We start from the raw sequence: 26800 nt of genomic DNA, 5'->3' as shown, positions 1-26800 counted from the left end.
ATTGGCCGATCGTATATATATTTTTGGCGTTTTTATCGTTTTTGAGTAAGGTATTTTTTTGTTAAACAGAGAAAGATTATTAAAAGTTATGATGGAGGAGAATGTATGCGACTTCGGAATTTTTATTTCATTGCAGTTGTAGTCATTGTTATAGACCAGATAACAAAGTATTTAGTGAAAAATTACATGGAATTGCGTGAATCCATTTCCATCATAGGTGAGTTTTTTCGTCTAACTTCGCATCGTAATAAAGGAGCTGCATTCGGCATTTTGCAAGATCAGCGTTGGTTTTTTATTGTTACTACTGTAATTATTGTAGGTGTTATTATCATCTACATGAACATGATGGCTAAACAAAATAAAAAGTTACTTCTCACTGCACTTTCATTAGTTTTGGGAGGTGCAATCGGTAATTTTATTGACAGGTTATTAACTGGAGAAGTCGTTGATTTCTTCCATTTTTATTTTAGAAGTTTTGACTATTCCTTTGCCATTTTCAATGTAGCAGATATGGGAATTGTTATCGGTGTAGGCCTAATTATTTTGGATATGATCTTGGAATGGAAAAATGAAAGAAGAGGTGCTAAAGTACAACATGAATCACAATGATGCATTACCACATATGCAATTTAACGTAACAGAAGAAGAAGCAGGAGAACGAATTGATCGTTGGATAGCCAATAAAATACAAGATGACGTATCACGAACTCAAATACAGCAATGGATAAAGAACGGTAATATTGTTGTTAACGGAGATAATGTAAAACCAAATTATAAAGTAGCGGCAGAAGATGCCGTGGATTGTACGATACCAGAAGTACAAGAAATGGAAATTGTACCAGAAGATATTCCTTTGGATGTGTATTATGAAGATGAAGACTTAATTATAGTCAATAAACCCCGAGGTATGGTCGTTCATCCAGCACTAGGACATTATTCCGGCACTTTAGTCAATGCACTGCTCCACCATTGTAAAGACTTATCTGGTATCAACGGCGTCATTAGACCTGGTATTGTTCATCGTATTGATAAAGATACGTCGGGACTCATCGTAGCTGCAAAAAATGATAAAGCGCATCAGTCATTATCTGCACAATGGAAAGATAGAGACGTGGATCGAAAGTATATTGCTATCGTGCACGGTGTGTTATCGCACAATGAGGGTACCATTAATGCACCGCTAGGAAGAGATGATCGAGATCGAAAAATGTTTGCAGTGACAGAGAAAAATAGCAAGCATGCCATTACCCACTTTGCTTTGCTAGAGCAATACGATAAATTTGCTATGGTGGAATGTAAATTAGAGACAGGAAGAACGCATCAAATACGTGTGCATATGAAGTTTATCGGTCATCATCTTGTTGGTGATCCGATGTACGGCAGGACAAAGGATATTTCATTCCCAGGGCAGGCTTTACATGCCGCTAAAATTGGTTTTAGACATCCGAGAACGAACGAATGGCTTGCTTATGAAGCACCACTACCAGAGGATATGAAGGAATTAATTGCTAGAGTTAAAAGTTGATGCAAAATACAAATATTTATACAGTAACTCCATTTCGTCCATCTAGGTCATACCGTTAAAATGATGATGAATCGTAATGGGTAAATATAAGGAGATGAAATTGATATGACAAACGAAAGTTACATACAGCAATTGTTTGCTGAGCGTATCGGTGGTATAAATTACGGGAAAGATACAGCTATATATAAATTTGAAAAAATAAAAAGAGCAAAGTTGGCAGCAAAAAAAGAACATCCAGAAATAGCGTTGATCGATATGGGTGTAGGTGAACCCGATGAAATGGCGGATGCTGGAATTATAAAGACACTTGCGGAAGAAGCGACAAAACCAGAAAACCGTGGCTATGCAGATAACGGTATACCTGAGTTTAAAGCAGCAGCTGCACAATATTTACGTGATGTTTTTCATGTGGAGAATATAAATGCAGAGTCAGAAGTAAACCACTGCATTGGAATCAAACCTGCACTTGCTGTGTTGCCTAGTTGTTTTATTAATCCTGGTGATGTGACGATTATGACTGTACCTGGATACCCAATTTTAGGAACACATACAAAATATTTAGGTGGAGAAGTATACAATACGCCTTTGCTAGCTGAGAATAACTTTTTACCTGACTTAAAATCGATTCCGAAAGATATTGCTAAAAGAGCTAAACTATTTTACGTCAATTATCCAAACAATCCTACTGGTGCAAGTGCAACAAAAGCGTTTTTTGCGGAGCTTGTTCAGTTTGCAAAAGAAAATGATATTATTATCGTTCACGATGCTCCTTATGCAGCATTAACGTACGATGGGGAGCAGCCGTTAAGTTTTCTTTCTATACCTGGAGCAAAAGAAGTAGGGGTAGAATTACATTCATTATCTAAATCATACAATATGACAGGTTGGAGAATCGGTTTTGTTGCTGGTAATCCATTAGTCGTTAAAGCTTACAGTGACATGAAAGACAACAATGACTCCGGACAGTTTATTGCGATTCAAAAAGCTGCGGTCTATGGTTTGCAGCATCCTGAAATTACGCAAAGCATTGCGGATAAATATTCACGAAGACATGATATGCTCGTACAAGCATTAAATGAAGTAGGTTTCAGAGCTGAAAAACCAAAAGGATCTTTCTTCCTGTATGTAGAAGCGCCTAAAGGAATTAAAGGCGGGCAACAATTCGAGACAGGAGAAGACTTCTCCCAGTATTTAATTCGTGAGAAATTAATCTCCACTGTTCCTTGGGACGATGCGGGACGTTTTATTCGCTTCTCCGTTACATTCGAAGCAGATGGAATAGAGCAGGAAACAGAAGTGATTGCAGAAATTAAACGTCGTTTATCAGACGAGCAGTATGAATTTTAATATGATGATGGAACCATATTTAAAATGATGGAAACTAGAGGCTGTCCTTATGTGTAAATGAAAAAGGACAGTCTTTTTACTTTAATAAAATAAAACATACGCTTTATTTACTTTTAAATTTCATATATAATGATGAGTATAGAAATTAAAAAAAATAGAAAGTGGGAATATTCATGGGTATGTCAGGATATTTTTATATCGTAGATGCAGAGGATAAACAAACATTTGTCGAGGATCACTTGGATACAATAGATGATGCTCTAGATATCGATAAAAGCTGGGATGCACTGTATAGAATGGCAGGGGATATTGATTTTATTCCATCAGCTGAACAGTATGTCATAGATGAGCAGGATACAGATTACCCAATATTTTTCGTTGAACCACAAAAAGTAAAAGAGATAAGCGCTCAAATAAACAGTATAGATGAAAAAAAATTGCGTGAACTTTACGATTTTGATACCTTGTTAGAAAACGGTGTTTATCCGATACAAGAAGATGAAGATCCAGAAGAATTTTTTGAGTATATTAAGGAACATTTTGAAGCATTAAAACCGTTCTATGAGAAAGCTTCGTCAGAAAACAAAGCGATAGGCTTTATTTTATTTTAATACATGGTCGACAGCCCCTCCACTAAGCAAAAGTATAGTCATACATTTTTTTGCTTACATACCTTGACTTTATATGTCGAAAATGCGATAATCGCATTAAGTTCATAAAGACCTTTAAATCAGCCCCGTGAGGCTGGCAAGGTAATCGCTTAGTGGAGATAAAGTGGCTGTTCATGCCATCTTCCACCAACACTGTTCTGTTTTCTTCTGCGCGAAGAATAAGAACGGTTAATAAGTATACTCCTTGCCACCGTGGCTAAGGAGTTTTTTTATACCCAAAATAAGGAGGTAGAAGCATGGCGGAAAACAGACAAATCATGGATGAACTAGCTATCAGACGTGCACTAACCAGGGTGGCCCATGAAATCATAGAAAACAATAAAGGCGTGGAAGACTGCGTATTTATTGGAATTCGCACACGAGGCATATTTTTAGCAAACAGGGTTGCTCAAAAAGTAAATGAAATTGAGCAAGTGAACGTACCTGTACAAGAAATCGATGTGACCTCCTACCGGGATGACTTGAAGAAGGGAAATAAACTCCATGCTGCAAGTATGGATGCAAATTATATAGAAAATAAAAAAGTCATTTTGTTCGATGATGTACTTTATACAGGAAGAACGGTCAGAGCAGCGATGGATTTAATTATGGATCAAGGCAGGCCAAACATGATTCAATTAGCCGTCTTAGTAGATCGTGGTCACCGAGAGTTGCCAATTAGACCTGATTATATTGGAAAAAACGTACCAACTGCACGCAAAGAAGAAATTATAGTGTTGTTACATGAAACAGATGCTGAGGATCAAGTCATCATAAATTAACGAGTGTGAGGTGTCATCATGTCTTTAGTGAAAAGTAAGTCTACCAGTTTGTTGGGCTTAAAAGGATTAAGTAGCGAAGAGCTAACATCTATTTTGGACCGTGCTGCTCATTGGGAAAATAAACAAGATGAGATCTTGCCGACATATCAACATAAATTTATCTCCAATATGTTTTTCGAAAATAGTACACGCACTCGATTTTCGTTTGAAGTGGCAGAAAAACGTTTAGGAGCACAAGTATTGAACTTTGATGCGGCAACTTCTAGTGTGCAAAAAGGTGAATCTATTATCGATACAGTGAAAACGCTGGAAGCGATGGGAGTAGACGTTGGCATTATACGCATTAAACCAACAGGGGTGCTGCAAGAAGTTGCGAGTAAAGTGAACATCCCGCTAATTAATGCAGGGGACGGTAACCATGAACACCCAACACAAGCGTTGTTAGATTTGTATACGATGAGAAAAAGGTTCGGCAGTATCAAAGGACTAACCGTATCCATTATTGGAGACATCTTGCACAGCCGTGTGGCTCGCTCTAATCTGTGGGCCTTGAGAGAAATGGGAGCAAAAGTACAATTCTGCGCCCCTATCAACATGCAAGCACCAGCGTTAAGTGAGTATGCAGCGTATGTATCAATGGAACAAGCGTTGCAGGCAGATGTGGTAATGATGTTACGCGTGCAATTAGAAAGGCACAACACAGGGATGTTTACATCTTCAGAACAATATAGAGAACATTACGGGTTGACGGTGGAAAGAGCGGAGCAAATGCAAAAACATGCTATTATTATGCATCCTGCTCCTGTCAACCGAGATGTAGAAATAGATGATCCATTAGTAGAAAGCAAAAATTCTACTATTTTCGAACAAATTTCGAACGGGGTACCAGTACGTATGGCCGTTATCGAACGTGCATTGAAGATATAGGAGGCGAAAGAGTATGGGTATTTGGATTATAGATGGTTTGGTGATGCAACACAGCAACAATGAAATGAGAAAACAGCATCTTTTTATTGAAGATGGAAAAATAACAAAAATATTAGATGGAAATGAAAACATAGATACGGGAGACCATCAAGTCATCCATGCAGAAGGGAAATTAGTGAGTGCAGGCTTCATCGATATGCACGTTCACTTGCGAGACCCAGGATTTTTGCACAAAGAGACCATACAATCAGGGACGCTTTCCGCTGCAAAAGGTGGATTTACAACGGTCGCTTGTATGCCAAACACGAGGCCAGTCATCGGGGATGTGGAAACTGTAAACTACGTACTTAATAAGGCAAAAGAGGAGGGCGCAGTAAGAGTCCTGCCTTATGGAAGTATTACGGTGAATGAACTAGGAAGAGAGCTAACGGATTTCGAAGCACTTGCCGAAGCAGGCGTGATTGGTTTTACGGATGACGGTGTTGGTGTGCAAAATGCTCAAATGATGAAACATGCAATGGCAAGAGCGAAGAAAATCAACAAACCGATTATCGCACACTGTGAGGATGACTCCCTCGTTAAAGGAGCTCCTGTAACAGAAGGACAATTCGCTACTAAACACAATTTAAAAGGAATACCAAATGAATCGGAAGCGATTCATGTAGGAAGAGATATTTTACTAGCGGAAGCAACGGGTGCACATTATCATGTGTGTCACGTGAGCACGAAACAATCCGTCCGATTGATACGACAAGCAAAACAGCTTGGCATTAACGTGACCGCAGAAGTGTGCCCGCATCATTTACTGCTTTCTGAACAAGATATACCTGGACTAGATGCAAATTGGAAAATGAATCCTCCACTTAGATCACAAGAAGATGTGAAGGCGATGATCGAAGCGATTGAAGATGGCACGATTGACATGATTGTTACCGATCACGCTCCTCATAGTAAAGAAGAGAAAGAACAAGGGATGGAGTTAGCACCTTTTGGCATCGTTGGTTTAGAAACCGCGTTTCCTCTACTGTATACTGCATTCGTAAAAAGTGGTAGATGGAGCTTGTCGTTCTTACTAGAAAAAATGACGATAGCACCAGCAAAAGTGTTTGAATTACCTTATGGTCATATACAGGTCGGGTCTGAAGCAGACATTACGATCATTGACTTAGAAGAGCAAAAGCAAATACATCCAGCACAATTTGTATCCAAAGGCAGCAATACACCATTTACAGGTTGGAACTGTAACGGTTGGCCAATAGTAACGATCGTTGCTGGTAATATAGTATGGTCATCATCCACGACAAACAAGGAGTGAGAGAATATGCAAGCAAAATTATTGCTAGAGGACGGCACATTATTTACGGGTCAATCATTTGGAAGCAACATCGAAATGACTGGAGAAGTTGTTTTTAATACAGGAATGACAGGATATCAGGAGATCTTATCGGATCCATCCTATTGTGGGCAAATGGTAACGATGACGTATCCACTGATCGGTAATTACGGGATGAGTTTGGAAGACTTTGAAGCTCTAAAACCTCATATTCATGGATTTATCGTTCGAGAGCATGAACAACTACCGAGTAATTGGAGAGTAGATTATTCACTAGATTATTGTTTAAAACAATTTGATATCCCTGGTATATCTGGGATTGATACGAGAATGTTAACGAGGAAAATACGACAAGTTGGCACGATGAAAGCCATCATCACAACAGAAGATTATACTCAAGCAGAACTGATGAAAAAGCTAAACGGTGCAACGTTCAACACGGATCAAGTGCTTAAAGTTGCTACCAAGCAAACATACATCGTCCCAGGGATGAAAGAGCGCATTGTCGTCATGGACTTCGGTGTGAAGAGCGGCATTGTTAGAGAATTAGTCAAGCGTGGTTGTGAATGTATTGTCGTTCCTCCACAAACTTCTGCAGAAGAAATTGCAACATATAAACCAGATGGCATTTTATTATCGAATGGACCTGGTAACCCCAAAGATGTGATGTATGGTGTAGAAACAATTAAAAGACTATTAGGAAAATATCCGCTTTTCGGAATATGTATGGGACATCAGCTGTTTGCACTAGCTTGTGGAGCCAATACGGAACGACTTAAATTCGGACATCGCGGTGGGAACCATCCTGTAAAAGATATAGACAAAAATAGTTGCTACATTACGTCTCAGAATCACGGTTACACGGTTACACCAGATATTCCAACAGAGGAATTAGAAATAACGCATATTAACAACAATGATAAAACAGTGGAAGGTTTAAGGCACAAAGTACACCCTGCCTTTTCCGTACAGTATCATCCAGAAGCTGCGCCTGGACCGTATGATTCAAGTTATTTATTCGATGAATTTCTTACGATGGTCAAGCAGTTTCAGCAAGCGCACAACCTAACCCCTAGACAAAAAGAAATTTACACAGCAGCATCGAAAGGAGTCTGAAGCAGCATGCCAAAAAATAATAACATTAAGAAAATACTTGTTATCGGATCAGGACCGATTGTCATTGGGCAAGCCGCGGAATTTGACTATGCTGGAACGCAAGCATGTCAGGCGCTAAAAGAAGAGGGAATGGAAGTTATCCTGATTAACAGTAATCCTGCTACGATCATGACAGATACAAACATGGCGGATAAAGTATACATTGAACCGATTACGCTTGAATTTGTAACGAAAATTATTCGTCAAGAGCGCCCAGACGGATTACTCCCTACACTGGGTGGACAAACGGGCTTAAACATGGCGGTAGAACTGGCGAAAGCGGGAGTTTTAGAAGAGGAAAACGTAACGCTACTAGGAACGCAACTATCTTCCATAGAAAAAGCAGAAGACAGAGATTTGTTCCGTGAGTTAATGAGAGAGCTAGAACAGCCTGTACCGGAAAGTGATATCGTATCTTCTGTGGAAGAAGCATTGACTTTCGTTGAAGAAGTTGGCTACCCTGTCATCATTCGACCTGCTTACACGCTAGGTGGAACGGGTGGAGGTATTGCACAATCGGAAGAAGCATTGATAGAAACGGTGTCCTCTGGTCTTCGTTATAGTCCTATCAATCAGTGCTTAATAGAGAAAAGTATTGCAGGGATGAAAGAAGTAGAGTATGAAGTTATGCGTGATGCTAACGATAACTGTATCGTCGTATGTAATATGGAGAACTTTGATCCAGTAGGCGTACACACTGGAGACAGTATCGTCGTTGCTCCTAGCCAAACGCTGTCAGATAAAGAGTATCAAATGTTGCGAAGTGCTAGTTTGAAAATCATTCGTGCCTTGGAGATCGAAGGTGGATGTAACGTACAATATGCGCTTGATCCACAAAGCTTTCAATACTATGTGATTGAGGTAAATCCAAGGGTAAGTCGCTCCTCTGCGCTAGCTTCCAAAGCAACAGGGTATCCAATTGCAAAGATGGCAGCGAAAATAGCGATAGGTTACGGACTAGATGAACTGATTAACCCGGTGACAGGTCAGACGTATGCATGTTTTGAACCTGCTTTAGATTACATCGTTTCAAAAATTCCACGTTGGCCATTTGACAAATTTACAAGCGCTAACCGCAAACTGGGCACGCAAATGAAGGCAACTGGAGAAGTGATGGCGATTGGCCGTACGTTTGAAGAATCCATGCATAAAGCCATTCGCTCTTTAGAAGTAGGAGTACATCGCCTACATTTTAAAGGAATAGAAAAGATAGATAACAGCACGTTGGAGCAAAGATTAGTAGAAGCAGATGATGAAAGAATATTCTTAATTGCCGAAGCATTCCGACGTGAATATGACTTGCAGCACATTCAAGATTTAACACAGATAGATTGGTGGTTCCTTCATAAACTATACAAATTAGTAGAGATGGAGAAAGAAATTCAACAAGAAGAATTAACACCAGCAATACTTTACAAAGCAAAACGTAATGGATTCAGTGATGAATCGATAGCGGAACTGCGCCGAAACGCTAATCCATCTTATGCCTACACTAACGGCAACGATGTGAGAGCTTTGAGAAAAGAGCAGCAACTCATTCCTGTATATAAAATGGTCGACACTTGCGCTGCGGAGTTTGAAGCGACAACACCGTATTATTACTCCACTTATGAACAGGAAAATGAAGTCACTCCTTCTACAAAAGAAAAAATACTGGTGATTGGATCAGGTCCAATTCGAATAGGCCAAGGGATTGAATTCGATTATTCCACAGTCCATGCCGTATGGGCCATACAAGATGCAGGGTATGAAGCGGTGATTATCAACAACAATCCAGAGACGGTTTCTACTGATTTTAGTACTTCCGATGTATTGTACTTTGAACCGCTAGTATTTGAAGATGTCATGAATGTCATTGAACAGGAAAAGCCAGCCGGAGTTATTGTACAGTTTGGTGGGCAAACAGCAATCAACTTAGCAGAGCCGCTCATGAAAGCTGGAGTTCGGATTGTGGGTACAAGCTTAGATTCTATCGATGCAGCAGAAGATCGCAAAAAATTCGAAGCACTGCTGCGTAAGTTGAACATTGCACAACCATTAGGGAAAACTGTCACTTCAGTAGATGAAGCGGTAGGGACAGCCCAGCACTTAGGATATCCCGTTCTGGTGAGACCGTCTTACGTCCTTGGCGGTAGAGCAATGGAAATTGTGTATTCCGATCAAGAGTTGCTGAACTATATGGAACAGGCAGTAGAAATCAATCCAGAACATCCTGTCTTAATCGATCGTTACATGCTTGGAAAAGAAGTGGAAGTAGATGCGATCTGTGATGGGGATACGGTATTCATACCAGGCATTATGGAACACGTCGAACGAGCAGGAGTGCATTCAGGAGATTCTATCGCTGTGTATCCTCCGCAATCATTATCTGAAACAATAAAACAACAAATTGTGAAGATTACAACGGATATTGCTAAAAACTTAAAAATTATGGGATTGCTTAATATACAATTCGTCATTCATCAAGATAAAGTGTATGTCATAGAAGTGAACCCTCGTTCCTCTAGAACGGTTCCGTTTTTAAGTAAAATTACAGATATACCGATGGCCAACATTGCTACAAAAGTCATCTTAGGACAGAAATTGGAGCAGCTAGGATATAAAGAAGGCTTATGGCCAGAGGCAGACTATGTTTCCGTTAAAGTACCTGTGTTCTCCTTCGCAAAATTAAGAAGTGTAGACACGACGCTTGGTCCGGAAATGAAGTCTACTGGTGAAGTCATGGGTCGAGATGATAACTTTGCCAAAGCATTGTACAAAGGGCTTATTGCTTCCAATATGAAAATACCACTTGCTGGAACGATTATCGCTACCGTGTCCGATAAAGATAAAACGGAAGCCATCCAAGTGTTAAAAGGATTTTATGACATGGGATTCAAGCTGGTAGCAACAGGTGGAACAGCATCCTTGCTAGAAGCAGAAGGCATGAAAGTGAACGAAGTCAAGAAGCTGAGCGAAGGTTCTCCGAACATCATTGATCTCATTCGTAAAGGAGAAGTACAGTTCATCATTAACACACTAACAAGAGGGAAAACGCCTGCTCGAGATGGGTTCCGTATACGAAGAGAAGCAGTGGAAAATGGCATCGTATGCTTTACCTCGCTGGATACTGCTAACGCCTTGTTAAAAATGCTAGAGAAATTGCAATTCTCTTCAAAAGCAATGCCAGTAGGTTCCCGTTCATTAGATTCACTTTAATTTGTTTCATGGAAAACACGATAGGAGGTAAACCAATGGGAGAAAGTGCAATGAGCGAAAAAATAATTGTAGCCTTAGACTATCCGCATGTGGATAAGGCAAAGGTGCTGCTTGAACAATTAAAAGGTATCCCTTGTTACATGAAAGTGGGGATGGAGTTGTTCTATGCAGCAGGCCCCTCCTTTGTGGAGCAATTAAAAAAAGACGGATATCGCGTTTTTCTTGACTTGAAACTGCATGACATTCCCAACACTGTGAAAGGTGCTGCCCGCAGTATTGCTTCCTTAGGTGTGGATATATTGAATGTTCATGCTGCTGGCGGTGTAAAGATGATGGAAGCAGCAATGGAGGGAGTACAAGAGGGTGCTAACGCTGCATTTCCCTTGCCAAAGGTCATTGCTGTGACGCAACTAACGAGTACAACTCAACAAATGATGAATGATGAAATCGGCATTCAGGGCGCTGTGGAAGAGAACGTGCTGCACTATGCTAAACTTGCACAAGAAGCGGGACTACATGGCGTAGTCGCTTCTCCTCTTGAGGTGAAAAAAATCAAAGAGCGGTGTGGAGAGCATTTTGTAACCGTAACACCTGGTATTCGTGCACATGACGCTCCGTTGCAAGATCAAAGCCGAACGATGACACCTGCTGAGGCTTTTCAGCAAGGAACAGACTTTATCGTAATGGGAAGATACATCACACAAGCGAAAGATCCAAGAAAAACATTAGAGGACATCATAGAAGGGTTGGGATAAAGTGAGTCATGATCCATTAGCAACATCCATAGCACAACATTTATTAAATATTGGTGCTGTAGCTTTGAGTCCGAAAGCGCCGTTTACATGGGCATCTGGTATGAAATCTCCAATTTATTGCGACAACAGACTCACATTATCTCATCCAACGGTGAGAGATGAAATAGCTTCTGGCTTTGTAAAACTGATCCAAACTACATTTCCTGACGTGGAAGTGATAGCGGGAACAGCGACAGGTGCTATTGCGCATGCTGCTTTCATTGCACAAAAAATGGAACTCCCAATGGTGTATATAAGAGATAAGGCAAAAGGACACGGCAAACAGAATCAAATCGAAGGAAGATTGACGGAAGGTCAAAAAGTCGTCGTTATCGAAGATTTAATTTCAACTGGTGGAAGTTCATTAAAGGCAGCGCTTGCTGTGAAGGAAGCACAAGCAGAAGTGCTAGGAACAGTATCCATATTTACGTATGAATTTGCGCAATCTAAAGCTGATTTTGCGGAACACAATATCCCGCTATATTCTTTATCCAATTTCTCTACTTTAGTTGAAGTGGCGAAGGAAAAAGGAGATATTAGCGAACAAGAATTACAATTGCTCCATGCATGGCGACAAGACCCGCAATCTTATCGCTAAGGGGGAGTAAAGGAAAAAGAGATTACACCTTGTTGCTTCGGTATGAACTCCGAAAAGCTAGAGTAAACATCTAGCTTTTCGGGTGCAATACCTGCTTCAAGGAGGTAATCTCTTTTATTTTCCTGATCCTATTTTCCTCATATTTAACGCTTACTTACCTATTTTCTGGTGTATTCCAACGGAAAAATTTCAATGCAATCACAAACGTAACGACCATCCATGCTAGTAATACTCCTGTGTTTAGCCAAAAGTCTGCATTGAATATTCCCATGCCATACAACATACTGTCTCGTATGCCATTGACAAAATACGTAAGCGGCAGCACATCAGATATCGGTCTCAGATAGCTAGGCATCATGGAATAGGAGAAGAATACGCCACTTAAAAACATCATAACAAAACTTAATATATTCGCAATTCCCATATAAGCATCAATGGAACTGGTGATAGCCGCAACGAGAAAACCGATAGCAACAAACGAAACCGTTCCAACGATAAATATTGGGATAAGACTTAGGAGATGAATATCAAATTGCACCCCGTAAAAAAAGATGCCAATGAGTGCTAATAATACAATTTGAATAGTAGATAAAATAAATCGAACGAGTAAATTACTTAAACTGTACATCGTTAAACTCATAGGGGTCATTTTCAATCTTTTAAGCAACCCTGTGCGTCTCATCTCCACAATGGAAACCATACCAAATAATCCACCTTGTGCGATACTCAAAGCAATAAACCCAGTAATCAATACGTCAGTGTATGAAAGGTCGCTTTCGCCAGAGGATACATATGTTTCTTCAATGGTCGTATCTGTCGGCTGCGTAGGGTTATTGATCTCACCTACAACCTGATTCAATATACCATAAATGATTTGAGCAGTCATAGAATCTTCATCTTCTAAGTTCATTATAATTCTCACATTACTATTCTCTTCTGTAGGAAGAATAATTGCTGCTTCAATTTTTTGATCTACGATCCACTGTTCTGCTTCTTCTTCTGTTAAATCAGATGTTGATTCCACCTTTTTGAAAGCTGAAATGGAATTTATAGCTTCATTTAAAGGCGGCAACACGGTGTTTTCTGCATGGATTACCGCTATGTCTGCTTCAAAACTACTGGAGTCATTTTGCCCACTGAAAATAGAAAGAAAAATAACAGTTAAAATAACAGGAAAAAGAATAGACCAAAATATCACTGACTTTTCACGGAATGTCGTTTTGAAGTTCGTTTCAAACAATTTTATAAACGATTTCATGTTAATCTCTCCACTCCTTTCCTGTATACGTAATAAACACATCTTCTAAATCAAGTTCATCGATAGATACTTGTTCAATGGAAAGATTGTTCGCTCGGGTGTAATGTAAAATATGATAAAGACTTTCATCAGGGTGTGTCGATGTGATTGTAAAGAGGTGTTCTTGATGCTGCACTTCGGTGATGGATTCGTGCTCTTTTAAGTGGTTTATCATCGGAGTAATATAGTCTGTGATCTCTTCATTCATTAGCAACTGTATTTTTCGCTCATGAGTAAGTTGATTAATTAAATTTTTTGGCGTGTCTATAGCGATAATTTTTCCTTGATCCACGATACATACGCGATCACTCAGCTTAGACGCCTCTTCCATGTAGTGGGTTGTGAGAATGATGGTCTTGCCCATCTTTTTAAAAGATAAAATAATATCCCACACGTTCATTCTTGCTTGTGGATCTAAACCTGTAGTCGGCTCATCAAGAAAAATGAGATCAGGATCGTTTACCATCGCAAGCCCGATAGTCAACCTCTGTTTTTGTCCACCAGATAAAGCTTTTACTTTTTGCTTTCGATGATCTTGTAAATTGATCAAATGTAATATTTCTTCAATAGGTCTTTTCTTTTCATAGAAACTGGAAAATACATCTAAATTCTCATACACCGTTAATAAATCAAATAAAGCACTCGATTGTGGTTGGATGCCTATCATTTGTTTTATTTTTTTTTCGTGCTTTTTCCACTCTAAATCTTTTATTTCTACCGTTCCAAAATCAGGCTTTTGTAGCCCTTCGATCATTTCTAATGTCGTCGTTTTTCCTGCTCCATTTGGACCAATGATCGTGAAAATTTCACCAACTTCGACGGAGAAAGAAATATCTTTCACTGCATGAATGGCACCAAAAGATTTTTTTAAATTGTTTACTTCTAAAATACCCATATGGTTCCTCCTCATTTCATAGACATCTTATCGCAAACCAAAAAAAAATAACTATTACCACTATTTCAAAAAAATTTTATGTATGCGGATTGCATTTGTTTATTATACAATACTTTTTGCAAATGAATCATTTAAATATATATGTGAAGATGACGTTTTATATATATAGGATGGTATGCTTTTGTTGATTTGTCATTTATATGAAAGGAATGAGTTTGGATGCTTGTAGCTAATTTGTGAAATTTTTTTATTATTTTCATGTAACTTTTATGAAATAATTACGTCTAATAGTATTGAGGTAAATAGTAGAAAAATTAAGGGGGGTGATTGTGATGCCTTGGTTACTAAAAAAGAAAAAAGAACCTTCTGATGCTGTAGATAAGATAAAAGAAAAGACGGAATCAAAGGGAGAAACAAATTCTTCGATACATACTCAAGTTAAAAAACTACACGACCCAGTGTTATCTGTGCAAGGCGTAGAGCGAGAATTCGTAGTTAGTGGACAAACTATACCGGTACTGAAAGGTATTGATATGGAAATTAAACCGAATCAGCTCGTGATGTTGAGAGGTAGATCTGGCTCAGGTAAAACAACGCTAATGAATATATTAGGCGGATTAGACCAGCCAACAAAAGGGAAAGTATTTTTTCAAGGTCGTCCAATCCACGAATGGGATGATCATGAAAGGACGATCATTAGACGAAAAGAAATTGGTTTTATATTTCAAACTTTCGCCCTCATGCCACTTCTTTCGGCATGGGAAAACGTAGAATTATCGATGAGAATGGCGTCTTTGCCTAGATCCCAATGGAAAGATAGAGTAGCACATTGCTTGGATTTAGTAGGACTTTCGAAGCGAACAAAGCATCGACCTTACGAAATGTCGGGAGGAGAACAGCAGAGGGTAGCAATCGCGAAAGCCATTGCCCATCGTCCAAATTTATTACTGGCGGATGAGCCAACAGCAGAATTAGATTCTCAAATGGGCGCGCAAGTCATGACAGTGTTTCAAGAAATCATTAAATCGGAACAAATGTCCATCTGTATGACGACGCATGACCCTACAATGATGGAGGTAGCAGATCATGTCTATGAAATGGCAGATGGAAAATTTATCAAATCATAAAAAGAAAAAGCACAAAATACATAAAGTAATGTTAACAGGTTTCATGTTGTCTGTTATATTATCTGGTTGCGCATTGTTTCCAGAAGAAGAGGATATTGAGAAACTTCCAGATATCACGGCTTCCAACGTTTCACAAAAACCGACGTATACAGTAGAAGAAAAGACGCTGGAAGTACCACTTAGTGGTGCAGGAGAAATCATGTCCAAAGTGTCTGAAAATGTAGTATTCGAGGAAGGTGGAACGATAAAAGAAGTATACGTGAAGAAAGATGATATCGTAGAGGCAGGACAGCTCATTGCTGAACTTGACGTAGAAACGACAGAAGATGATTTGAGAAGTAAACAAATTGCCTTCAGGGAAACCGAATTAGATATTAAAAAAATGAATCGTGACGGAGATACGATAACCGAAGAAGCGAAAGAAAGAGCTAGAATTAATTTTGAAAAAGAAAAACTTGCTATTTTAAAATTACAAGAAAAAATAGAAGCAGCAAAACTCTACGCTCCTTTCTCTGGCACGGTCATCAATGTAAGAGTGGAAAAAGGGGACAATATAGGAGAGTATGATAAAGTTGCTCAACTATCCGATACCAGTCAATTAATTGTTGCAGTCGATTTCAGTAGTGATGAAATTGATAAAATAGCTATAGGAATGGATGCGGTCGTAGATATAACAGGGTACAACGAAGATTTAACAGGTAAGGTAGTACAAATGCCTGTAGAGGAAGAAGAGGAAGACGATTATTATAACAGGAGAAATAGAGAGGAAACGACCGAAGATTTCACACTCATTCAATTGGATCAACTTCCTGAACAACCGTTAAGTATTAACACCAAATTAAATGCAAAAGTGATTTCCAAGAAAATTGAAAATGCAGTTGTCGTTCCACCTTCCGTGTTAAAAACATACGGGGGAAGAGAGTATGTAGTCGTGGTAGAAGAAGACGGTACAACGCGTGAAGTAGATGTTGAAGTTGGTGTAAGGTTATCTACAGAAGTAGAAATTATTAAAGGACTTGAGGCAGGACAGAAAGTGGAGGGTAGATAATGCAAAAGTCATTATTACGATTTTTGTTCCGCAAAATGTGGAACACGCGTTGGATGACATTCAGTACATTACTCGGTTTAATTATCGCCGTTGCTTTTTCTACCAGTATTCCGCTGTATTCTAATGGCTCGTTAAAAAATGTAGTGGAAAATTCACTGCAAGAAGAAAATGAAGGGTACCCAGCAGGTTCCATGATCATTAGTTATCAGACCGTGGGTATTAACAACGCACCTGATTTAGCAGACGTACAAGCAGTAGATCAGTATATTGCTAATGAAGTGCCAAATAGTATTGATTTCCCTACTTATAACTACGTTCGTACTTACTCACTGAATTCTTCAACTATTAAACCGGTAGACCCTGATGCCGATTCTAGTAGAAAGCGTGAGATGAAAATTGTAAGTTTTACTGATCTAGAAGAAAACGTAGAAATCAATGAAGGCACCATGTTTTCAAAAGAAGTCAACAACGATGTGGTAGAGGCTGTTGTGCTCAGAAATGCCCTTTACCGCAACTATATTGCTGTTGGCGATGAATTTTTGTATACCGTGAAAGGCGCAGGCAACAAACAAGTAAAAATTAAAATCGTAGGTTCTATTGAACAGAAAGAGCCAGCGTCAAGTGACGATCGATATTGGTTTAACAGTGAAGAATCATTAACAAATGCGCTTTTCATAGATGAGGAAGTTTTCCAGCAGCATTTGCTAGAGGAAAAAAACATTTCTCTTGCGGATGCGAAATGGTATTTTAATTTTAATCTAACAGATATACAAACAAGTCAATTGGCTGGTATGGTCAATGCAATAGAGCGAATTGAACTTGAGGTCTACCAACAATTGAAAAACACGAAACTCATTCATTCATTTAAAGACATGTTAATTGAATTCCGAGCAACGAGCTTGCAGCTTCAATCTTTGTTATTTATGCTAGCTGCACCGATGATTGCTATGGTCATTTATTACATATCTATGAATGCGAAACAGGCGTTGGATAGACAGCGGAGCGATATTACCGTATTCCGCAGCCGCGGTGGATCCACTAGACAAATCTTTTTCCTATACTTGCTGGAAGGCATGATATTAGGTGTCATTGCACTTGTCATTGGACCTATCTTTGGTTGGTTTTTAGCAAAAGGTATTGGTTCTGCGAATGGGTTTTTAACTTTTGTTAATCGACAATCAATACCAGTAGATATTAATATGGATGCGATCATCTACGCGCTTGTGACGGTTGTGATTGCCATAGCGGCTTCCGTCTTACCTGCTATATCTTATTCAAAACAGTCCATCGTAGGACTGAGAAAAAGTATGGCAAGAGGAGATAAAAAGCCTTTTTGGATGCGTTGGTACTTGGATGTTGTATTAGTGCTTGTATCTGCATACGGATGGTATTTGTTTGATACGAGTAGTTACTTACAAATGCAGTTATCTTCGGAGCAAATGCAAATTCAGCCGACATTATTCTTTTTCCCAGCACTCACCATTTTTTCTGTTGGCCTTGTATTTTTACGTATTTTCCCGTGGATACTTGCGCTAGTGAGAAAAATGACAGGTCGCGTGTTGCCTGTGCATTTCTATTTAACGTTAGCTCAATTATCTCGTTCTGCAAAATCATATTATCCGTTGATGATTTTGCTTATTTTAACGATCGGACTAGGTGTGTATAATTCATCTGCTGCAAGAACCATTGATGTCAATTCTACTGAACGCTTGATGTATCAATATGGAACAGATTTAGTAGTGGAACATGTCTGGGAAGGGTTTGCAGATCCTGAAGCCTTGCGACAACAACAGCAGCAAAATAATTCAGGTGGTGGTGAAGGCGGAAATCAAAATCAACAAAGAGATATTCCGATGTTGTTAAGAGAACCTCCTTTTGAAATATTTAAGACACTACCAAACGTGCAGGCGGCCTCACGTGTACTCGTTACAGATGGTAACCCATCTATTGCTGGAAAATCAGCTGGTAAAGGTACCGTAATGGGGATAGACAATGTGGATTTTGCCAGTGTTGCTTGGTTTAGAGAGGATACATTATTCCCTCATTCCTATGCTACGGTATTGTCCCAACTTGGTAAACATGAAAATGGGGTTATCGTGCCTCAGTCATTAGCAGACAAGTTTCAGTTAGAAAGAGGCGACACTATCAATTTGACGGTGGAGCAAAAAACGATGGAGCTGGTCGTTGTCTACATTACACCATATTGGCCATCTCTATATCCAGAGGACAGACCGTTCTTCGTTATGAATCTGGACTATTTATATAGTGAAGTAGAGAAGAAAATTCGTTACAAAGTTTGGTTGAAGATGGAGGAAGGTGCGAGCGCAGTACCTGTGATAAATCAGTTGGACGAAGCAGGAATTGAATTAGTAGACGCAACTGATATGCGCTATGAATTGCAACAACAACAGCGACAGCCTTCTCGTGGTGGTGTATTTGGTATCTTGAGTTTAGGTTTTCTCATTTCTGTTGTTATATCGCTTATTGGATATATCATATACTGGTTCTTCAATTTGTCCAATCGTATTTTACAGCTAGGTATTTTAAGGGCAATGGGGCTATCGCGTAAGCAACTAACCGGTATGCTCTTGTTGGAGCAAGTATTCACAGCTGGTATTGCTATTGCGTTAGGATTTATTATAGGTCGTATTGCTAGTATTATTTACTTGCCTTTCCTTGAGACAATGGAATCTACTAAAAACTTAACGCCTGATTATCGAGTGATTACGAGTTCGCAAGATTTAATACAGCTGTTTATCGTTGTAGGCGTGATGATGTTGATAGGAGCAGGATTGTTATTCATGCATATTCGCAGGTTGAAAGTGCATCAAGCGATTAAAATGGGAGAGGAAAGATAAGCCATGATTGAGTGCGAAGGATTAGTTAAAATTTTTAAAACAAATGATCTGGAAGTTGTCGCGCTTCAAGGGTTGAATATTAGCATTAAAACAGGTGAAATGATGGCGATCATAGGGAATAGTGGTAGCGGTAAATCTACGTTACTTAACATTCTTGGCGGACTTGATCGCCCTTCCGCTGGGCAAGTAAAAGTGGGAGATTGGGATCTGTTGAAGATCACGGATAAACAGCTCGTGGAATATAAACGCCACACTGTCGGTTTTATATGGCAAAATAATGCACGGAATTTACTCCCTTATTTAACAGCGCTTGAAAATGTAGAAACGCCGATGATGTTGAGTGGGAAAATGGATAGAGCTTATGCGATGCAATTGCTTGAATGGGTAGGACTAAAGCATCGAATGCACAACAAACTACAGCAACTATCAGGAGGAGAGCAGCAGCGGGTAGCGATTGCGATTTCTTTAGCTAATCGCCCCAAACTGCTTTTAGCCGATGAGCCAACAGGTTCCGTAGACACGAAAACATCGGATATGATCATGCAGATTTTTAGAAAAATGAATGAGGAATTAGGCGTAACGATCGTCATTGTTACGCATGATCTATCGTTAGCTGGCAAAGTAGACCGTGTCGTTGCCATACGCGATGGATTGACAAGTACGGAGTTTGTAAAAAGAAATCCAAATTTAGATTTGCTAGCGAGCAACAGCAAAATAGAAGATGCACACGAAGAGTACGTTGTCGTGGATCGCGTAGGACGATTGCAAGTTCCAAAAGAATACTTGCAACATCTTAACATTGATCAAAAAGCGTCGATGGAATTTGATGGGGATAAAATAATAATTAAATCCCCGAACGAATTGGAAGATAAGGTATAATAAGGTATAAATCTATTTTATGTTAATTATGTTTTGGAGGAGAGATAGTATGAAAAAGAAAATTGTATTGATGTTTTTAGCGATAATGCTGGTGTCATCACTATTTTTATCGGCATGTAATCAAGAAGAAATTCAAGATACAGAAGAAGGCGTTGTGACCGTGGGGTTAATAGATTCCTATCGTGATTTGGATTACTATAATAGTCAATTTGAATTATTTGCACTGCAATACCCTAACGTAGAGTTAGAATTCGTATCTGCTATTCAGGATAATCGTCGATATCGTTATATTGACGATGAGGAAGAAGTAGATAAAACGGAAGCTGTGCGACAAATGCTAAATGGAGATAACCCTCCCGACGTATTGTATATAAACAGGGGCAATGGCGAGGATATTGAGATTTTGCAGGAACTGATCAATGAAGGGTATTTTCTTTCCTTACAATCCTTCATTGAAGAGGATGAAATGGATATGAGTGCCTTCGTACCAAGTGTCATTACAAGTTTGAAGGAACTTGGAAATGGTGAATTATATACGCTGGCTCCTTCTTTTGAGAGCGAAGCATTAATATACAATAGCGATATTTTTGATGAAGCAGGTGTAAGTTATCCTGAAGATGGCATGACATGGGATGAAATCTTTAATTTGGCTTCACAAGTGAGTGCGTATTTTCAGAACGATGAAAGGCTAATATATGGATTTTCATTTGATGAGTACTTTTGGAATAGTGATTTATTTGAAAGTGCGATGACGTATTCAGCTCAACTAGAACTTCCTTTGATGGATGAAAATGAAGAACAGTTATTGATTAATAATGAACAGTGGATTGATACGTTCCGTACGATGATGAAATTGCAAGAAGAAGGTGTATTACCAAATAGGGATGATAGTGAGTTGTTCGAGTCACAAGATTACAATGACTTTTATGATGATGAACTATTTATGTCAGGTAGAACTGCAATGATGCTTGCCCCATCTTACTATTTGAATGAATTGATTTTTAGTCTCGAAAATGCAAATGAGGGAGAATTAGAAAACTTTAATTGGAATGTTGTAACTTACCCTGTTCATGCTGAAGCACCAGAGGTGGGAAGTGATATGGACTTTAATCAATTAATGGCCATCTCTACTACTGCGCAAAATGTTGATGGGGCATGGGATTTAGTTTCTTTCATTAATGGTGATAAATATGCAAAAATCAAATCAAGAAGCAATAGTGACTTAATGTCTAGAATAGCTTACATCAGTCAGCAAGATGGCTACGATGTTAATATGGAGGCATTTACCAACGCTGCTGCCAGCGTTGTGATAGGATCTTCGAGAAATATGGATTGGGAGATCGAAAATATAGGATCAGATTTGATCAGGTTTGTTGAACAAGAAAAATTAACTTTAGAAGAAGCGTTCGCCAAGTGGGAAGAATTAGGGAATGAAATGCTAAAGCTGCAAAAAGAAAATCCAGACGAAGATACATGGGAATTATATGATGAAATTTATCAAAGTCTTTGGGAGCAATATGGTCAATAATATCGTTTAATTAGGGGGAAGTAAGATGAAGAGAAAAATGATGCTACTTAGTTTAGCTACGCTATTAATAACTTCTTTATTTTTAAGTGCATGTAATAATGATGGAGAAGACGCAAGTGATGAGGAGAGAGTGTTACGTGTTGCTTACGTAGAAGGCTATGGCGATATGGACTGGTATCATAATCAAACAGAATTGTTTGAATTTCAGAATGAAAATATTGAAATAGAATTTGTATCTGCAGTAAATTATTCTGGTCGTTATTTTGGCGACAGTATGGAAGAAGTAGATGAAGTAGAAGCAATGAGAGAATTAATGGACTCACCTAATCCACCAGACGTTGTCATTTTCGAAAGTGGAAACGTTAATGTGTTTAAAGAATTAATCACAGAAGGGCATTTTCAATCACTAGAAACGTTTATTAGTGATAGTGACATGAATTTAGATGATTTTGTGCCGAGTGTAATCGAAGGGTTGAGAACATATGGCAATGGGGAATTATATGCGTTATCCCCTCATTACACATCGACAGCAATGATTTATAATAAAACATTATTTGATGATGCCGGAGTTCCATATCCAACAGACGGCATTACATGGGATCAAACGTTAGATTTGGCCAAGCAGATTACCTCTTTTTATGAAGAGGATGAAGTCACGAAATATGGGTTTGCGTTCGAAGGATACGGCTATTCTGATTTAATGGATCGAGCTGAAATCTACTCAGCTCAATTAGAGCTAGAAATGATCGATGAAAATAAAGAGTATGTATTAGTAAATAATGATCAATGGAAGAAAGTCTTTACAGATCTTATTGAACTACAAGAAAATAATGTAGTTGCGGGTGATGATTTTTTTGAAATCATGTATTCCTCTTATGAGAATGATGAACCCGCTGCTTTTTATGAAGAAGATATCTTCTTGTCTGGAAGAACGGCGATGACATTAATGGAAGGCTCTTATCAATTAAATGATTTTGTTTCCATGTTGGAGCAGGCGAAATTGGAAGAAAATTTTAATGAGTTTGATTGGGACTTTGTTACGTATCCTGTGCATGCAGAAAATCCAGAGGTTGGGGGACCAATGTCCATGTACCCTATATTGACGGTAGCAAGTAATGCGCAAAATGCAGACGATGCTTGGAAACTAATTGAATTTATGAACAGTGAAACCTATGCAAAAATCAAATCAAAAAGCAACAATGATTTGTTGACGCGAAAAGAATATAATAATAAGCTTGATCAATATGATGTCAACATGGCGGCATTTACAGACGCTCCCGTTTCAAGTATTACTGGGGATTATTATAGTTACGGGGATCAAAATTGGCTTATTCAAAGACTGGGTAACAGGCTTTTAAGATTTGTAGATGATGATGAGCTGTCATTGGAAGAAGCTTTAACTTATTGGGAAGATTATGGTAATCAGATGTTGCAAAAAATAAAAGAAAATCCTGAAATAGATATTGACGAACTTCAAGAAGAAATATATGAATATACAAGATCTTTACAAGAGGAATTTTGGAATCAGTAAAATGAAGCATAAATGGCTTTGTAATGCTCATGATAGGTCATCACCTCTTTTTACATAGTTGGGTAAGTTGAATCATTTAAACAAATTCAAATTATGTTACACTTTAGCTATGATAGGAAGAGGCAGTAACACAGTAGCATATCACACGGTATAGAGGTAAGCTGCTGTATTACTAATGGGATATTTGGTTGTGATGAAATGAATAAGTAAATAATGAAAAAAATACCCCCATTCTGGTTACAATAGGACAGACGAATCCTAGACCAAAGGTGGGGGTGATTTTTTGTGAATTGGATATATTGGGCAAGATTGTATCGAAATAAAGTTCAAGCTTCATGTTTAGCTAAACGTCTGGAGGAAGATTGGTGGGTGTATGGCTACGATTGCCCACAAGAAGTAGAAGTATTTCGTTCCAAAAAAGGTCGCTTCGGAGTAAAGTATAGCTTTACAGTCAAAAAAATGTAATGGATGAGGTCAATATAAAATGAATTTCACTAATCTGATCTTGTTTTAAAGATACAGAGCTATGGCATCATGGGAACATAAAGATCTTTAGTTTTATTAAAAATTATAGATGTTAAAAACAATAAATTAAAATAAAAACAAATATTTTTTATTGATATGATTAGAAAAAGGTGAGTCTCAAGTAGGCTGGCAACATAAACAAAATGACTATAATTGGTATTATTCATACAGAAAATAAAATGAAATGGATACGATTAGGCGGGGATAAAGCTTTTTTAATGTTTTTTAATTTTTTTTTCGAAATTCCTTGACTCTATGTATCGATATGGTGTATAGTTGTTCTTGTCGCTGCGAAACACAGCATTTCACACAGACCACAAAGCAGTGCAAACAGTAAGTTTTTTAATGACGCGGGGTGGAGCAGTCTGGTAGCTCGTCGGGCTCATAACCCGAAGGTCGTAGGTTCAAATCCTGCCCCCGCAACCAAAGATGACCAAAAGAATGTAAGGGCCTTTAGCTCAGTTGGTTAGAGCAATCGGCTCATAACCGATTGGTCGGGGGTTCGAGTCCCTCAAGGCCCACCATATGAAAGTAAGCCGGGGTGGCGGAATTGGCAGACGCACAGGACTTAAAATCCTGCGGTAGGTGACTACCGTACCGGTTCAAGTCCGGTCCTCGGCACCATGTATATCATAATAAGATTTAGCAATGATAAAAGTACATACATAATTCTTTGGTTAAAACAAAAGCTTGGCTACAGTGCCAAGCTTTTTTTAGTGTTATTTTTTGATGTTATATGTTTGTTTTGTTTATAAGGATTCAACATACTATTGTAATCACGTTTGTTGTTGGCTTTATTATTCCTTCGCTTCTCCTTCATGAGGTAATGTCCTTTTTATTGGCACGCTGATAGTAGGCGTGGTAGTAGGCATCTGTTTAAGGATTGGCTTATAGTCGCTTGCAATATAAGTTGAGATTTTTGGATAAGTAATGACTGTTAAATAGTTCATGCCTTCTTGTGGGTAATGCAATGTATAGTAGATATGTGCTTCTTTGTTTTGTTTAAACTCAATTTTTTCAATAGAAATACGATAGCCTGAATTTGGTTTTTCTCCCCATGAGAGGGTGACTTCGTTAATTTCATCACTCACTGCATTTGTCATCATGGCTACGGCACTGTTATCTGGTAACGTAGTAACATCGTCTGTGTTCGAATTACCAGCTTCTAGAAATTGCATCATACGATGAACGATAACAGCGGCATCTTCTCGTGTAATCACCGTGTCAGGATTTAGATAACCTTGATCATCTAGTTCTATAATATTACCGTTGAGAAGAGCATTAATACTTTGAAGATACTCTGCATTTATTTTTTCTCTATCTTTAATGTCGAAGGCTCTTTCTGTAAAAGCATAATTACCTTTGCTCATAATGCCTTTGTAAATGTAATGAGAAAACATTTCGTAAGTTAACTTTACATCTGGATCAAAATCGTTTACGGATGTAATGTTGTGTAAGGATGCAAGAATTAGTGCATCTTTGTACCATGAAGTTGGAATGTTATCGTATGCATTCACATCATACGTAGTGTATGCAGCAATTCCCAAGGCTTTTACGATTAAACTAATGCCTTCTGCTGCATTAATATTTTCGTAGGGAAGAAACATATCATCACTTATTCCATTCACAATGCCTTGCTTTTTTAAGTCCATGATTTCCTCCTTTCCATTACTATCTTCAATATCTTCAAATGCCAATGCACTTCCTCCCGTTATTGTTAAGCATATTGCTGTTGTGAGCGAAATCATCGCATTACGGGTCTTTTTCATTTATCTCACCTCTTCATATCATTTTAACATGTGTTCATTGTATTACTCTAATTATGTAACGAGATAATGGTGATGAAGGTTGCATGTTTGCTTGATCTTTTCATTCATTATCTGCTACAGTAGGAAAAGAATGCTAGTAAAAGTAGAGTCTACATGATAAAAATAGATGGGAGAGATGTTACATTGGCTCATTCATTTGAAATGAAGATGGATACAAATCGTTTTATCAGAGGTAATTATTCTTGTGAAACAAAGCAAGCTAAAGCAAATCTTATTATCGCTCACGGTTATAAAGGTTTTAAAGATTGGGGTATGTTTCCATATGTAGCTGAAAAATTTGCCTCCTATTACAATGTATTTACTTTTAATTTTTCTCATAACGGAATAGGCGAAAATTTTTTTGAATTTACACAGTTAGAGCATTTTGCAAGTAATACATATGAAAAAGAATTGGAAGATCTAGCTTTCTTAGTGCAAAACATTAAAAAAAATAATGTTGAACAGGTAGACATTGATCCTGCATTACCGTTGTTTTTGCTTGGCCATAGCAAAGGCGCAGGCACGAGCCTGATCTATACGTTTGAACATCCTACAGAAGTAGACGGCGTGATAAGTTGGAATGGAATAACGAATGTGGATTTATTTACAACGGAGCAGAAGCAGCAAATGCGTGAAAACGGTATTTCATTTGTTTTAAATGGGAGAACGGGAGAGCAAATGCCGTTAAATAAAGTTATTTTAGAAGATATGGACAAAAATAAAGCGAAGTATGATATATTAGATCGGGTGCAACATAATCATGTTCCAATTATCGTCATTGAAGGTACAATGGACGGTGAACATTTAATAAAAGGCAATGACAAATTATGTACGCAATCACCATCTGTTCAGAAAGTGATGGTACAAGGTGGTAACCATACCTTTGGTGCTGTTCACCCTTTTCAAGGAACAACGGAGTATTTAGAGAGTGCTTTAGGGCATAGTGTTGCATTTATGGAGCAACAGATAACGGATATCGTTTCTCGATGATTTCT

At 38.5% G+C, this 26800-nt stretch carries 22 protein-coding genes and 3 tRNA genes; 22 read left to right on the top strand and 3 right to left on the bottom strand.

What is annotated here, in order from left to right; all coding sequences use genetic code 11:
* The first annotated feature begins 105 nt into the window (after nucleotides 1–105).
* The 11 genes from lspA to pyrE all read left to right on the top strand — a co-directional run bounded on the left by lspA (nucleotide 106) and on the right by pyrE (nucleotide 12309).
* Nucleotides 106–609: a signal peptidase II gene (gene lspA / locus D1Z92_RS07780; protein ID WP_128895093.1), complete on the top strand. Its 504-nt coding sequence runs from the start codon at nucleotides 106–108 to the stop codon at nucleotides 607–609.
* The gene (locus D1Z92_RS07775) at nucleotides 596–1525 is read left to right on the top strand and encodes an RluA family pseudouridine synthase (protein WP_240666611.1); all 930 of its coding nucleotides are present in this window, start codon (nucleotides 596–598) and stop codon (nucleotides 1523–1525) included. Before lspA ends, D1Z92_RS07775 begins: the two co-directional genes overlap by 14 nt.
* A gap of 105 nt (nucleotides 1526–1630) precedes the next feature.
* Nucleotides 1631–2872, top strand: coding sequence for an LL-diaminopimelate aminotransferase (locus tag D1Z92_RS07770; RefSeq protein ID WP_128895091.1), 1242 nt, complete (start codon nucleotides 1631–1633; stop codon nucleotides 2870–2872).
* 173 nt (nucleotides 2873–3045) lie between these two features.
* Nucleotides 3046–3483 (top strand): DUF1877 family protein, encoded by a 438-nt coding sequence (locus tag D1Z92_RS07765; RefSeq protein ID WP_128895090.1) that lies wholly within the window; start codon nucleotides 3046–3048, stop codon nucleotides 3481–3483.
* Between the two features lie 296 nt (nucleotides 3484–3779).
* A complete protein-coding gene (pyrR, locus tag D1Z92_RS07760; protein ID WP_128895089.1) occupies nucleotides 3780–4304 on the top strand; it encodes a bifunctional pyr operon transcriptional regulator/uracil phosphoribosyltransferase PyrR in 525 nt (174 codons plus the stop codon).
* An 18-nt stretch (nucleotides 4305–4322) separates the two neighbouring features.
* The gene (locus D1Z92_RS07755) at nucleotides 4323–5231 is read left to right on the top strand and encodes an aspartate carbamoyltransferase catalytic subunit (protein ID WP_128895088.1); all 909 of its coding nucleotides are present in this window, start codon (nucleotides 4323–4325) and stop codon (nucleotides 5229–5231) included.
* A gap of 13 nt (nucleotides 5232–5244) precedes the next feature.
* Entirely contained in the window at nucleotides 5245–6546 is a 1302-nt protein-coding gene (gene pyrC / locus D1Z92_RS07750; RefSeq protein ID WP_128895087.1) for a dihydroorotase, read from the top strand.
* A 6-nt stretch (nucleotides 6547–6552) separates the two neighbouring features.
* Nucleotides 6553–7680, top strand: a complete 1128-nt coding sequence (gene carA, locus D1Z92_RS07745; RefSeq protein ID WP_128895086.1) for a glutamine-hydrolyzing carbamoyl-phosphate synthase small subunit — start codon at nucleotides 6553–6555, stop codon at nucleotides 7678–7680.
* A 6-nt stretch (nucleotides 7681–7686) separates the two neighbouring features.
* Nucleotides 7687–10917: a carbamoyl-phosphate synthase large subunit gene (carB, locus tag D1Z92_RS07740; protein WP_128895085.1), complete on the top strand. Its 3231-nt coding sequence runs from the start codon at nucleotides 7687–7689 to the stop codon at nucleotides 10915–10917.
* 35 nt (nucleotides 10918–10952) lie between these two features.
* Nucleotides 10953–11672: an orotidine-5'-phosphate decarboxylase gene (pyrF, locus tag D1Z92_RS07735; protein WP_276318868.1), complete on the top strand. Its 720-nt coding sequence runs from the start codon at nucleotides 10953–10955 to the stop codon at nucleotides 11670–11672.
* Between the two features lies 1 nt (nucleotide 11673).
* Complete coding sequence (gene pyrE, locus D1Z92_RS07730) at nucleotides 11674–12309, top strand: orotate phosphoribosyltransferase (RefSeq protein WP_128895084.1); 636 nt, start codon at nucleotides 11674–11676, stop codon at nucleotides 12307–12309.
* Between the two features lie 154 nt (nucleotides 12310–12463).
* Here pyrE and D1Z92_RS07725 read toward each other — a convergent pair whose 3' ends face one another.
* Together D1Z92_RS07725 and D1Z92_RS07720 are read right to left on the bottom strand one after the other, a co-directional pair.
* On the bottom strand, nucleotides 12464–13567 hold the full coding sequence (locus D1Z92_RS07725; protein ID WP_164931505.1) for an ABC transporter permease: 1104 nt from the start codon (nucleotides 13565–13567) through the stop codon (nucleotides 12464–12466).
* Between the two features lies 1 nt (nucleotide 13568).
* Nucleotides 13569–14501: an ABC transporter ATP-binding protein gene (locus D1Z92_RS07720; RefSeq protein WP_128895082.1), complete on the bottom strand. Its 933-nt coding sequence runs from the start codon at nucleotides 14499–14501 to the stop codon at nucleotides 13569–13571.
* Between the two features lie 332 nt (nucleotides 14502–14833).
* Between D1Z92_RS07720 and D1Z92_RS07715 the strand changes: the two genes are divergently transcribed.
* The 10 genes from D1Z92_RS07715 to D1Z92_RS07670 all read left to right on the top strand — a co-directional run bounded on the left by D1Z92_RS07715 (nucleotide 14834) and on the right by D1Z92_RS07670 (nucleotide 24621).
* Nucleotides 14834–15628: an ABC transporter ATP-binding protein gene (locus D1Z92_RS07715; RefSeq protein ID WP_128895081.1), complete on the top strand. Its 795-nt coding sequence runs from the start codon at nucleotides 14834–14836 to the stop codon at nucleotides 15626–15628.
* Nucleotides 15588–16676, top strand: coding sequence for an efflux RND transporter periplasmic adaptor subunit (locus D1Z92_RS07710; protein WP_128895080.1), 1089 nt, complete (start codon nucleotides 15588–15590; stop codon nucleotides 16674–16676). Before D1Z92_RS07715 ends, D1Z92_RS07710 begins: the two co-directional genes overlap by 41 nt.
* Nucleotides 16676–19534, top strand: coding sequence for an ABC transporter permease (locus D1Z92_RS07705; protein ID WP_128895079.1), 2859 nt, complete (start codon nucleotides 16676–16678; stop codon nucleotides 19532–19534). The genes D1Z92_RS07710 and D1Z92_RS07705 overlap by 1 nt, the downstream gene beginning before the upstream one ends.
* Nucleotides 19535–19537: 3 nt before the next feature.
* Nucleotides 19538–20413, top strand: coding sequence for an ABC transporter ATP-binding protein (locus D1Z92_RS07700; RefSeq protein ID WP_128895078.1), 876 nt, complete (start codon nucleotides 19538–19540; stop codon nucleotides 20411–20413).
* Between the two features lie 49 nt (nucleotides 20414–20462).
* Complete coding sequence (locus D1Z92_RS07695) at nucleotides 20463–21941, top strand: ABC transporter substrate-binding protein (RefSeq protein ID WP_164931504.1); 1479 nt, start codon at nucleotides 20463–20465, stop codon at nucleotides 21939–21941.
* Between the two features lie 25 nt (nucleotides 21942–21966).
* Nucleotides 21967–23472: an ABC transporter substrate-binding protein gene (locus D1Z92_RS07690; RefSeq protein WP_128895076.1), complete on the top strand. Its 1506-nt coding sequence runs from the start codon at nucleotides 21967–21969 to the stop codon at nucleotides 23470–23472.
* Between the two features lie 285 nt (nucleotides 23473–23757).
* Nucleotides 23758–23937 (top strand): hypothetical protein, encoded by a 180-nt coding sequence (locus tag D1Z92_RS07685; RefSeq protein WP_128895075.1) that lies wholly within the window; start codon nucleotides 23758–23760, stop codon nucleotides 23935–23937.
* A gap of 409 nt (nucleotides 23938–24346) precedes the next feature.
* Nucleotides 24347–24423, top strand: a tRNA-Met gene (locus D1Z92_RS07680).
* Between the two features lie 21 nt (nucleotides 24424–24444).
* A tRNA-Ile gene (locus tag D1Z92_RS07675) sits at nucleotides 24445–24521 on the top strand.
* Nucleotides 24522–24532: 11 nt separating this feature from the next.
* Nucleotides 24533–24621, top strand: a tRNA-Leu gene (locus tag D1Z92_RS07670).
* A 173-nt stretch (nucleotides 24622–24794) separates the two neighbouring features.
* On the opposite strand, the gene D1Z92_RS07665 is transcribed toward D1Z92_RS07670, so the two are convergent.
* Nucleotides 24795–25766, bottom strand: coding sequence for an S-layer homology domain-containing protein (locus D1Z92_RS07665; RefSeq protein ID WP_128895074.1), 972 nt, complete (start codon nucleotides 25764–25766; stop codon nucleotides 24795–24797).
* A 183-nt stretch (nucleotides 25767–25949) separates the two neighbouring features.
* On the opposite strand from D1Z92_RS07665, the gene D1Z92_RS07660 reads away from it, so the two are divergent.
* Nucleotides 25950–26795 (top strand): alpha/beta hydrolase family protein, encoded by an 846-nt coding sequence (locus D1Z92_RS07660; RefSeq protein ID WP_128895073.1) that lies wholly within the window; start codon nucleotides 25950–25952, stop codon nucleotides 26793–26795.
* Nucleotides 26796–26800: the final 5 nt, after the last annotated feature.

The sequence above is a fragment of the Longirhabdus pacifica genome (assembly GCF_004115085.1).
Taxonomy (GTDB): Bacteria; Bacillota; Bacilli; order Paenibacillales; family DSM-105158; genus Longirhabdus; species Longirhabdus pacifica.
Note: the sequence above shows the minus strand (reverse complement) of the source record. Positions and strands in the feature narration are given on the sequence as shown.

Excerpts from the sequence above, each read along its gene's own strand:
- D1Z92_RS07725 (WP_164931505.1), bottom strand. The coding sequence starts at position 13,567 with ATGAAATCGTTTATAAAATTGTTTGAAACGAACTTCAAAACGACATTC.
- D1Z92_RS07695 (WP_164931504.1), top strand. The coding sequence starts at position 20,463 with ATGAAAAAGAAAATTGTATTGATGTTTTTAGCGATAATGCTGGTGTCA.
- pyrR (WP_128895089.1), top strand. The coding sequence starts at position 3,780 with ATGGCGGAAAACAGACAAATCATGGATGAACTAGCTATCAGACGTGCA.
- lspA (WP_128895093.1), top strand. The coding sequence starts at position 106 with ATGCGACTTCGGAATTTTTATTTCATTGCAGTTGTAGTCATTGTTATA.
- D1Z92_RS07715 (WP_128895081.1), top strand. The coding sequence starts at position 14,834 with ATGCCTTGGTTACTAAAAAAGAAAAAAGAACCTTCTGATGCTGTAGAT.
- D1Z92_RS07770 (WP_128895091.1), top strand. The coding sequence starts at position 1,631 with ATGACAAACGAAAGTTACATACAGCAATTGTTTGCTGAGCGTATCGGT.
- D1Z92_RS07720 (WP_128895082.1), bottom strand. The coding sequence starts at position 14,501 with ATGGGTATTTTAGAAGTAAACAATTTAAAAAAATCTTTTGGTGCCATT.
- D1Z92_RS07765 (WP_128895090.1), top strand. The coding sequence starts at position 3,046 with ATGGGTATGTCAGGATATTTTTATATCGTAGATGCAGAGGATAAACAA.
- D1Z92_RS07665 (WP_128895074.1), bottom strand. The coding sequence starts at position 25,766 with ATGAAAAAGACCCGTAATGCGATGATTTCGCTCACAACAGCAATATGC.
- pyrF (WP_276318868.1), top strand. The coding sequence starts at position 10,953 with ATGGGAGAAAGTGCAATGAGCGAAAAAATAATTGTAGCCTTAGACTAT.
- pyrC (WP_128895087.1), top strand. The coding sequence starts at position 5,245 with ATGGGTATTTGGATTATAGATGGTTTGGTGATGCAACACAGCAACAAT.
- D1Z92_RS07705 (WP_128895079.1), top strand. The coding sequence starts at position 16,676 with ATGCAAAAGTCATTATTACGATTTTTGTTCCGCAAAATGTGGAACACG.
- D1Z92_RS07775 (WP_240666611.1), top strand. The coding sequence starts at position 596 with ATGAATCACAATGATGCATTACCACATATGCAATTTAACGTAACAGAA.
- D1Z92_RS07710 (WP_128895080.1), top strand. The coding sequence starts at position 15,588 with ATGTCTATGAAATGGCAGATGGAAAATTTATCAAATCATAAAAAGAAA.
- D1Z92_RS07700 (WP_128895078.1), top strand. The coding sequence starts at position 19,538 with ATGATTGAGTGCGAAGGATTAGTTAAAATTTTTAAAACAAATGATCTG.
- carA (WP_128895086.1), top strand. The coding sequence starts at position 6,553 with ATGCAAGCAAAATTATTGCTAGAGGACGGCACATTATTTACGGGTCAA.
- D1Z92_RS07755 (WP_128895088.1), top strand. The coding sequence starts at position 4,323 with ATGTCTTTAGTGAAAAGTAAGTCTACCAGTTTGTTGGGCTTAAAAGGA.
- carB (WP_128895085.1), top strand. The coding sequence starts at position 7,687 with ATGCCAAAAAATAATAACATTAAGAAAATACTTGTTATCGGATCAGGA.
- D1Z92_RS07690 (WP_128895076.1), top strand. The coding sequence starts at position 21,967 with ATGAAGAGAAAAATGATGCTACTTAGTTTAGCTACGCTATTAATAACT.